The sequence below is a fragment of the Candidatus Aquarickettsia rohweri genome (assembly GCF_003953955.1).
GTDB lineage: Bacteria > Pseudomonadota > Alphaproteobacteria > Rickettsiales > Midichloriaceae > Aquirickettsia > Aquirickettsia rohweri.
The window spans coordinates 1-9,162 of the sequence record NZ_RXFM01000053.1 but is presented as its reverse complement, the minus strand read 5'-3'; the positions used below and the strand labels follow the sequence as shown (position 1 = coordinate 9,162).

11 protein-coding genes are annotated in these 9,162 nt (G+C 28.0%); 3 read left to right on the top strand and 8 right to left on the bottom strand.

Features of this window, described 5'->3' with window-relative positions; all coding sequences use genetic code 11:
* The coding region (locus EIC27_RS07895; RefSeq protein ID WP_205702332.1) for a transposase domain-containing protein at window positions 1-222 on the top strand (222 nt) is incomplete at its 5' end.
* A gap of 258 nt (window positions 223-480) precedes the next feature.
* Here the strand turns inward: EIC27_RS07895 and rplQ are convergent.
* The 7 genes from rplQ to EIC27_RS04245 form a co-directional block, all read right to left on the bottom strand.
* Window positions 481-834, bottom strand: coding sequence for a 50S ribosomal protein L17 (gene rplQ / locus EIC27_RS04275; RefSeq protein ID WP_126044891.1), 354 nt, complete (start codon window positions 832-834; stop codon window positions 481-483).
* A gap of 11 nt (window positions 835-845) precedes the next feature.
* On the bottom strand, window positions 846-1,883 hold the full coding sequence (locus EIC27_RS04270) for a DNA-directed RNA polymerase subunit alpha (protein ID WP_126044890.1): 1,038 nt from the start codon (window positions 1,881-1,883) through the stop codon (window positions 846-848).
* 26 nt (window positions 1,884-1,909) lie between these two features.
* Window positions 1,910-2,287, bottom strand: coding sequence for a 30S ribosomal protein S11 (rpsK, locus tag EIC27_RS04265; protein WP_126044889.1), 378 nt, complete (start codon window positions 2,285-2,287; stop codon window positions 1,910-1,912).
* 38 nt (window positions 2,288-2,325) lie between these two features.
* Complete coding sequence (gene rpsM, locus EIC27_RS04260; protein WP_126044888.1) at window positions 2,326-2,703, bottom strand: 30S ribosomal protein S13; 378 nt, start codon at window positions 2,701-2,703, stop codon at window positions 2,326-2,328.
* Between the two features lie 83 nt (window positions 2,704-2,786).
* On the bottom strand, window positions 2,787-3,284 hold the full coding sequence (gene folK / locus EIC27_RS04255) for a 2-amino-4-hydroxy-6-hydroxymethyldihydropteridine diphosphokinase (protein ID WP_126044887.1): 498 nt from the start codon (window positions 3,282-3,284) through the stop codon (window positions 2,787-2,789).
* Between the two features lie 46 nt (window positions 3,285-3,330).
* Window positions 3,331-3,828 (bottom strand): hypothetical protein, encoded by a 498-nt coding sequence (locus EIC27_RS04250; protein ID WP_126044886.1) that lies wholly within the window; start codon window positions 3,826-3,828, stop codon window positions 3,331-3,333.
* Window positions 3,825-6,569: a hypothetical protein gene (locus tag EIC27_RS04245; protein WP_153183764.1), complete on the bottom strand. Its 2,745-nt coding sequence runs from the start codon at window positions 6,567-6,569 to the stop codon at window positions 3,825-3,827. The genes EIC27_RS04250 and EIC27_RS04245 overlap by 4 nt, the downstream gene beginning before the upstream one ends.
* A 69-nt stretch (window positions 6,570-6,638) precedes the next feature.
* Between EIC27_RS04245 and uvrB the strand changes: the two genes are divergently transcribed.
* Both uvrB and EIC27_RS04235 read left to right on the top strand, forming a co-directional pair.
* Complete coding sequence (uvrB, locus tag EIC27_RS04240) at window positions 6,639-8,621, top strand: excinuclease ABC subunit UvrB (RefSeq protein WP_126044884.1); 1,983 nt, start codon at window positions 6,639-6,641, stop codon at window positions 8,619-8,621.
* Window positions 8,614-8,805 (top strand): hypothetical protein, encoded by a 192-nt coding sequence (locus tag EIC27_RS04235; RefSeq protein ID WP_126044883.1) that lies wholly within the window; start codon window positions 8,614-8,616, stop codon window positions 8,803-8,805. The genes uvrB and EIC27_RS04235 overlap by 8 nt, the downstream gene beginning before the upstream one ends.
* 81 nt (window positions 8,806-8,886) lie before the next feature.
* On the opposite strand, the gene EIC27_RS07890 is transcribed toward EIC27_RS04235, so the two are convergent.
* The coding region (locus tag EIC27_RS07890) for a transposase domain-containing protein (protein ID WP_153183752.1) at window positions 8,887-9,162 on the bottom strand (276 nt) is incomplete at its 5' end.

The window sequence follows — 9,162 nt, the reverse complement described above, 5'->3', positions numbered from 1 at the left end:
CCATTTGCAGTTGGCAGAAAAAATTGGATGTTCTGTGCAACAACTAAGGGTGCTAAAGCTAGTGCAAATATTTATAGTATTATTGAAACTTGCAAAGTAAATAAGATTAATCCTTATGATTATTTAAAATATTTGCTGAATCATATTCATGATTATTCTGATCCAAAAGAGTTAGTAAATTTACTTCCATATAATATTGATAAAAAAATATCATCAAATTAAATTTTTTTTAGAATTATCAAAAAACTTAAGAAACCCAAAGAAAGGCGGATAATACTTGTCAAGATGGGGATATTTTAGCGTTTACAAAGTAAAATTAACTCTATATTATTCTTACATATATTTATGTAAAAATATAAAAGCTAATGGTTTAAGTATACCATTATAAGATGGTAGCATATTTTTAGTTCTATATTAAAAATTTTACAGGATTTTCACCCCTAAAATTATCAAATAAAATAATGATTAGGAATTTAAGTACTATACAAATTGTATGATAGCCATAGGAGCGCAATCTCCTTTTCTATAGCCAGCTTTTACAACTCTAGTATAACCACCTTTTCTTTCTTTATATCTAAGTGATAAGACATTAAGGATTTTATCAGTTTCTTTTAAACTTCCACCTAACTTTGATATTAATTGCCTTCTAGAATGTAGAGAATTATTTTTACCAATAGTAATTAATTTCTCTACAACACTTCTAAGACTTTTTGCTTTAGGTAAAGTGGTTGTTATTTGTTCACAATTTATTAAAGATTTTGATAAGTTTCTCAATAAACTTGTTCTATGAGCACTTCTTCTAGAGAATTTTCTTTTGTTTCTTTTATGTATCATATCAAAAAATATTATTTATTTTCATCAAGAAAATCTTCAATAAGCTCCTGAATGTTTTCAGGTGGCCAATTTTCAATATCCATACCAAATTTTAATCCCATTTGATCAAGCAATTCTTTAATTTCATTTAAAGATTTTCTACCAAAATTAGGTGTTTTTAGCATTTGTGATTCAGATCTTACAACTAAATCTCCTATATAATTTATATTATCATTCTTTAAACAATTATGTGAACGAACTGATAACTCTAAATCACTTACTTTTTTAAGTAAATTAGGATCAAAAGGTATTTTTTTCTTTTTTGGTTTTTCAACTTCCTTAACTTCTTTGAAGCTTATAAATACTTGCAGTTGTTCTTGAAATATTTTTGCAGCAAGCGCAAGAGCTAAATCAGGTTCAATTGAACCATTAGTTTCTATTTTTAAAGATAGTTTATCATATTCTGTTTTAGATCCTACTCTACTATTTGAAATTTTGAATGAACATTTATTAATTGGTGAGAATATCGAATCTATAGATATAAAGTCATTGCCATAATCTAATTCATCGTGCTCATTAGCAACTTTATATCCTTTTCCGGAAGTTATAATAAATTCCATTTCTAATTTTATATCTTTGGTAGTGGTACAAATAACTAAGTCTGGATTTACTATCTCTAAACCGTCAACTGTATTAATCATACCTGCTGTTATAGCTCCTTTTTTAGATGTATTTAAGGTAAATTTTTTATTATTAAAGCCAGTATTACCCTTAATAATTATAGATTTTAAATTTAATATAATTTCAACAACGTCTTCTTTTATGTTATCAATAGTTGAATATTCATGCTCTACTCCTAAAATTTTTACAGCACAAATTGCCGTTCCCTGTAGAGAAGATAGTAATATTCTTCTTAAAGAGTTTCCTAAAGTTACTCCAAATCCTTTTTCAAGAGGTTCAATATGGAATACAGCAGAATTTTTATCTATTTTTTCAGTTTTATAATTAGCTGGTTTTATTAAACTTACCCAATTTAGTGATATATTAGCTTCTTGTATTTCTTCTTGCATTTATATAATATCTAATTAATTTTTTATTAAACCCTTCTTCTTTTAGGTGGCCTACAGCCATTATGAGGAATTGGTGTAATGTCTTTAATGGTTGTGACGTTAAGGCCAGAAGAGATTAATCCTCTTACAGCAGAATCTCTACCAGTACCTGGACCTTGAATTTTTACAGAAATAGTTTTCATTCCGAACTCAGTTACTTTTTTTGCAACATTTTCGGCAGTAACTTGAGCGGCATATGGAGTTGATTTTCTAGATCCTTTAAATCCATTGCTGCCTGCTGAAGACCAAGCAACAACTGCACCTTGAGTATCAGTTATAGTTACTATCGTATTATTAAACGTTGCTGATATATGAGCTACTCCAGCAGCAATATTTTTCTTTTTTTTATTAATACTTTTTTTCATAACTTTTATTTTATTACTAGCTATTTGCTTTTTATTGTTTACTTAGTGACTTTTTTCTTTCCAGCTATCGCAACAGCTTTACCTTTTCGAGTTCGTGCATTTGTATGCGTTCTTTGACCTCTAGTAGGTAATTTTCTAATATGCCTTATACCTCTATAAGATTTTATATCAATAAGGTTTTTTATATTGAGAGAAACCTCCATTTTTAAATCGCCTTCTACAGAATATGAAGAATCAATCGTTTCTCTGATTTTTCTAATTTCTTCATCAGTCAGCTTTGAAACTCTTAAATCTTCATTAATTTTAGCTTTTTTACATATTTCATTTGACCTATGTTTACCTATGCCATATATGTACGTCAAAGCTATGCCGACCTTTTTAGCTGTTGGAATATTAACACCTGCTATACGTGCCACAAAAAACCTCTTATCAAATAGTTTGTAGTTTAATGCTATGGATTCTATATAATTTAAACTTTAAGTCAAGCATTGAAGTAAATTTATCTACTTTTTACTAGTTCTAATTTTGAATTTTTAAATTTATTGCTAATACTGATTAGGGTTTGAGATGTTTTTTTATAGGTTATATCAGGGGCAATTTCTGTTGCGGGTATCAAAGCAAAGTCTCTATTTAAAAATTCTGGATGGGGTATATGTAATTTTGAATCTTGGTAAGTAAAGTTTTCTGCTATCAATATATCTAAATCAATAATTCTTGGAGACCATGTTAAATGACCTCTACTTTTTCCCATATTTGATTCGATTGATTGAAGTAATTTTAGTAAAGTTAAGGGAGTATTGTTATATATTATCAAAATTGCAAGGTTAAAATACGGCGTGTCCCAGTTTTTAGGGCTATTAGGTTTAAGTAAAGCTTTAGATTTATATATGCTAGAAATTCTTATTATGTCTACTTTATCTTTTATATAATTTAAAGCTTGGTTAATATTTTCAATTTTATTTCCTAGGTTAGTGCCAATACCAATAATATATTTCATTATCAATGTGCTTAATATAATTCTAAGATTTATTAACCTTATTATATCATTTAACTAGATCAATTGCTTGTTGTTCTAGTGTTTTAAATATTTTAAGTAAATATTCACATAATTTTAAGCAATTTTTTGCATATTTTGCTTCTTGTTTTATAAAGCAAAGTTTTAATTGGATTTCGATTCCATTAAACTTCATGTAGAGATGGTTATAGATTTCTTTTAAATCATGATCTTTTATTACACTAAAAAGCTTTATAAATTCGGCAATAATAGAATCAATAATGCTAATTTTTTTATGAATAGAGTCAGATAGTATTTCTGAATTTTCTGCAAAATTTTGGTCTTCAAGAATGTTAATAATATCTTTAAGTAGTTCAACTGTTTTTTCAATTGATTGAACATATATCTTATAGGATGTTTTTATATCTATATCATTTTGATATTCTTTAACAGGTTTATCATTAGTTATATTAGAAATTGATGAAATATAAGATTTTTTTGATTGTTTGTTATCTTTTTCATTTAATAAATATAGTAAATTGCTCATAATTCATCGTTACGTTTATTGAGTTGTTTAAGAAGCTCTTGGTGAGTTCTAGTTTTTATTTCTTGTGCTTTTATTTTATGAGAATCTCTTTCAATTTGTGCCTTTTTATATTGGTAGGCTTGTTTTTCATAGCTTAGTGTATGTTCTTTATAAGATTTATCTAGTTCTTCAAGTTCTGTATAGCGATCAATTACTCCACCAAATTTTGTATATTCATTGATTAAATTAGAGATGGTATCAACTATGCCTTGCTTAGCTGATATTATACTTTTTCCTGAATCACTTGAAAGATAAGCCACTTCGAAATTTTCAAGGTCTATTTTTTTATTACCATTAAAAGTTTTAGGAAGAATTCTTATTATACCTCCTGATTCTAATTTACTTTTATCTAAAAGTTTTAGATAAGATGGTAATTCTTCTATTGAATCATCATTTAAATTTGCTTGAATGGCTGTTATATCTGATGTGTCATATATAGTAATTTGTGGAATTTTACCATCAACTAAATCTTTTTTTGTCTCAATATCTAGTGAACTAGCTGTACTAGAAAATAGTCCTTTAAGTGCATTATTAGGGTCAAATAGTTCTAAACTATTTCTTAAATCATTTTGATATTCAAGTGCATTTTCATCTTTTATTTCTTTATCATCAAACAAACTTAAGGCAATTTTGAATTCTGAGCCACTAGGATTTTTAGTGGATAATATTTTGTTATCTGAAAGAAGATAAGCTTTTATACCTGTTTCTCTAGAATATTTATTTATTTTATCTACTAGAGATGAATAAGTTGTATCTTTATCAATAAAAATTTTAGAATCTTTAATTAAAAAAAAGCTTTTTTCGCTTAAATCTTCATTTATTTTAGTATTTGCAGAAGGAGAATTTTTACTAACATTATTAAAATATTTGATTTCTGAATAATCAATTTCATATTCTAAATTTTTGACTTCATTTGTTTCAAAATCATAGTTTTTATAATTGTTATATGGTTTAAAATCCATATTTTTAGAATCAAATGTTTGTGATAAAATGCCTACAAATTCTTCAAAATTTTCTTCAAAAGCATTTTTCAATTTTTCTTTATCAACAACCATTTCATAGTAATGAGCAGGTTTGTAAATTTGTTCTTCTCCATTTTTTGTTTCACTGGGAGGGTGAGTGTAATCGGCTCTAAATTTAATTTCAATTCCTAAATCAGATGTTTCTTCTTTACTTCTATATCCTGCAAGTTTATCAAATTTGTTAAATAACTTAGATATTTGTTCGGTAATAGAGTTTAATTCCCCTTTAAAATTATATAGTGAAGATATATCTGCAGGTTTAGAATATGTTTCAGGATCTTCAACTTCTAATGAGTGGGTTAATACAAATGTTGAAAATTCATTATATACTTTAGCAAGTCTTTCAAATTTTTCAACCAAACCTTCAGTATTGTTCTCAATAGAAAGATTGAAAATTTGATTTTCAGCTTCAGCTTTAGTTATTTTTGAATCAGCTTGAGCTATTTTAGTTTTAGCTTGAGCTATTTTAGTTTCAGCTTCAGCTATTTTAGTTTTAGTTGGTTCTTCAGCTTTAGCTGATTCTTCTTTAGCATTAGCTAATTCTTCTTCAGCTTGAGCTAATTCTTCTTTAGCATTAGCTGATTCTTTTCTAGTTGGATCATCTTTTAATTCAATAGTTAGGCGTTCTGTTTTAATTTCATTTGTTTTTGAATTTATTATTTCTTTGTCTACTTTTATTGCAGAATCTTTTGGTTGCTGCAAAGGTGAATCTGTATTAAAAAGGCTCTTAAAGTTAGAGCTTATTTTAATTTCATTTCCTACTCCAGTTAGGAGTGATTTTAATGATATTCTTCCTTTTATTTGACCGGATGAATTTGATTGAGGGTTATAAGAAACTTCAATGTTTGCTTTTTTTGCACTTTGTCTAAGCTGTGATACAAAGTTTCTAACTTTAGTATTTTCGTCAAAATCAACTTTAATTTCATTGTTTTTTTGTTCAAAAATGCCTTTAATAGCATCTCCAGAAATTTCAAATTTATTTTGAATTCCATGATGCTTTTCATCAGAGCGTATCCAAATGTATTTTTTGCCATTACTATCTTTTTCTATTGTGGTAATTATATGGGGATTTTGTGCCTCACCAAATTCTCTTGTGATGTTATTGATTTTTTTAACAATATCTTCAAGTGTATCTCCAGCTTTAATTTCTATTTCAGCGCTGGTACCAATAGTAAATTTTCCTGGGGAAAACATTTTTCCTTCTGCGACTTTAAAATCTGCTTCTACATTTTCGCTTTTTAATCCGTTATCTAAAATTGTAAATGTAACTTCTTTTTTGTTATTTGAATTTAGATTTAATTTCTCAGCTATCTTGTCATCAGGTTTAAAAGCATCGTTAGTTTGAATTATTTGACCTTCTGCAAGGGAAATTATTTCAAAGGAAATCTGTTGATTTTTTGTTCCAGGTGTTGCTCTAATGGTGGCATACTTGTCATAATCTCCTACTACCTTTTTTCTATCAAATATGTTATTAGAACCAAATCTAGCAGTACTAAATTCACTTACAGTATCTTTCAAATTTTCAAGAAGAGTTTTCCATTGTCCTAATCCAGAAATTGTTTTGCTAGACAGTATTAATTCGTCTTCTACTTTTTTAACTGGCTTTTGAGCTTGTTCAAGTGCTTTGGCTTCATAACTATTCTCTTGTGGATTAACAACATTATTGATAGCATTTACCATACTAGACATAATTATAAGTTTTAGTGTTTTTTAAAATTACAGCAATAATTATACCAAAATTTATTTATAATGACAAAATTTAATATAAGTAGTGAATATAATTTAGAAGGTGACCAAATTAAAGCTGTTAAAGAGCTTTTAACAGGCATTCATCAAGGTAAAAGAAATCAAGTGTTGTTAGGTGTGACTGGTTCTGGGAAAACTTTTACTATGGCTAATATTATTGAAAAATGTCAAAGACCTGCGCTTATTATAGCGCATAATAAAACTTTGGCTGCTCAATTATATAGTGAGATGAAAAATTTTTTCCCAAATAATGCTGTTGAATATTTTGTGTCATATTATGATTACTATCAACCTGAGGCATATATTCCGCAATCAGATAGTTATATTGAGAAAGATGCTCAAATTAATGAGCAAATTGATTTGCTTAGGCACTCTGCGACCAGAGCTTTGCTTGAAAGAAGAGATGTAATTGTAGTCGCATCTGTTTCTTGTATTTATGGGTTAGGAGCTCCAGAACTATATTTGCAAATGTCGTTTAAGTTAGAAAAAGGTAAGACCTATTCTAGAAGGGATGTAATGCAAAAACTAGTTGAATTGCAATATCAAAGAATGGATTTGGATTTTTCCAGAGGTGGATTTAGAGTTAGAGGTGAAAATATAGATATTTTTCCATCACATTATCAAGATAGAGCTTGGAGAATTTCATTTTGGGATGATGAAGTTGAAAAAATTTACGAATTTGATTATTTAACAGGAGAAAAAACTAAAAATTTAAATGATATTATTATATTTGCAAATAGTCATTATGTTACACCTAGGCCAACTCTTGAACAAGCAGTAAATTTGATTCAAGATGAGCTTTCTGAACGTGTAGAAGAATTTAAGTTAAGTAATATGGTTGTTGAATCACAGCGAATTGCTCAAAGAACAAATTTTGATATAGAAATGATAATGGAAACAAGTTCTTGCAAAGGTATTGAGAATTATTCAAGATATTTATCTGGTCGCAAAAAAGGTGAGCCACCACCTACATTATTTGAATATTTACCTAAAGATGCACTTTTATTTGTAGATGAAAGTCACGTAACAGTTCCACAAATTGGAGGTATGTATAATGGAGATAGAGGAAGAAAGAAAACGCTTGTTGAGCATGGATTTAGATTGCCATCTGCACTGGATAATAGGCCACTTAAGTATGAAGAATGGGATCTGATGCGGCCGCAATCAATTTTTGTTTCAGCTACTCCTGGATCTAAAGAATTAGGATATACATCTGGAAAATTTGTAGAACAGATTATAAGGCCAACTGGTCTTTTAGATCCAATATGCGAAGTAAGGAGTTGCGAGACACAAGTTGATGATTTAATTGGGGAATGCAAAATTTTAGCTAAAAATGATAAAAGAGTGTTGGTTACTACATTAACGAAAAGAATGGCAGAAGATTTAACAGATTATCTCAATGAAGTTAATGTGAAAGCTGTCTATATGCATTCAGATATAAAAACCCTAGAAAGAGTTCAGATTATTCAAGAATTGAGAGAAGGAAAATATGACGTTTTGGTTGGAGTAAATTTGCTAAGAGAAGGGCTTGATATTCCAGAATGTTCTTTAGTATGTATACTAGATGCAGATAAAGAAGGTTTTTTACGTTCAGAAACTTCTTTAATTCAAACTATTGGACGTGCTGCAAGGAATGATGAAGGACGAGTAATTTTATATGCTGATAAAATTACTAATTCTATAAAAAAGGCTTTAGATGAAACTTCTAGAAGGAGAAAAATTCAAGAGCAATATAATAAAAACAACAATATTGTGCCAACTACTATTAAGAAAAGTACCAATAATTTACTTGGCTCAGTAAAAATGGATTTAGATCAACCATTAACTAATAATGATAAAACAATAAATTTTGAAACTGCAGAGAATGAGATATCTAAGTTAAAAAAAGAAATGATTGAAGCTGCAAAAAATTTAGAATTTGAAAAAGCTGCTAAATTAAGAGATACAATAAACAAGCTGCAACAGGATTTAATATTGAGTGAGTAAAGTGCATAATGATTTTATAAGTTTTCTCAAAAAAGATATTTCTAGCATTTTAAATGTTGGAGATAAAAGAGCAAAACTTTTTATAAAATTAGGAATTAAAAATTATAGAGATTTATTGCTACATATTCCAAATGATTACATAGATAGGAGTTATTCACCAAAAATTTATGATATTAATAAGTAAACGCTAAAATATCCCCATCTTGACAAGTATTATCCGCCTTTCTTTGGGTTTCTTAAGTTTTTTGATAATTCTAAAAAAAATTTAATTTGATGATATTTTTTTATCAATATTATATGGAAGTAAATTTACTAACTCTTTTGGATCAGAATAATCATGAATATGATTCAGCAAATATTTTAAATAATCATAAGGATTAATCTTATTTACTTTGCAAGTTTCAATAATACTATAAATATTTGCACTAGCTTTAGCACCCTTAGTTGTTGCACAGAACATCCAATTTTTTCTGCCAACTGCAAATGGTTTTATACTACGCTCCGAATCATTATTATCAATACGCAGTCTTCCATCTAAAAG

What these genes read in the sequence shown, in the direction of transcription:
- rplQ (WP_126044891.1), bottom strand. Translation starts at nt 834, where the DNA reads ATGATACATAAAAGAAACAAAAGAAAATTCTCTAGAAGAAGTGCTCAT.
- rpsK (WP_126044889.1), bottom strand. Translation starts at nt 2,287, where the DNA reads ATGAAAAAAAGTATTAATAAAAAAAAGAAAAATATTGCTGCTGGAGTA.
- folK (WP_126044887.1), bottom strand. Translation starts at nt 3,284, where the DNA reads ATGAAATATATTATTGGTATTGGCACTAACCTAGGAAATAAAATTGAA.
- EIC27_RS04245 (WP_153183764.1), bottom strand. Translation starts at nt 6,569, where the DNA reads ATGGTAAATGCTATCAATAATGTTGTTAATCCACAAGAGAATAGTTAT.
- EIC27_RS04250 (WP_126044886.1), bottom strand. Translation starts at nt 3,828, where the DNA reads ATGAGCAATTTACTATATTTATTAAATGAAAAAGATAACAAACAATCA.
- uvrB (WP_126044884.1), top strand. Translation starts at nt 6,639, where the DNA reads ATGACAAAATTTAATATAAGTAGTGAATATAATTTAGAAGGTGACCAA.
- EIC27_RS04270 (WP_126044890.1), bottom strand. Translation starts at nt 1,883, where the DNA reads ATGCAAGAAGAAATACAAGAAGCTAATATATCACTAAATTGGGTAAGT.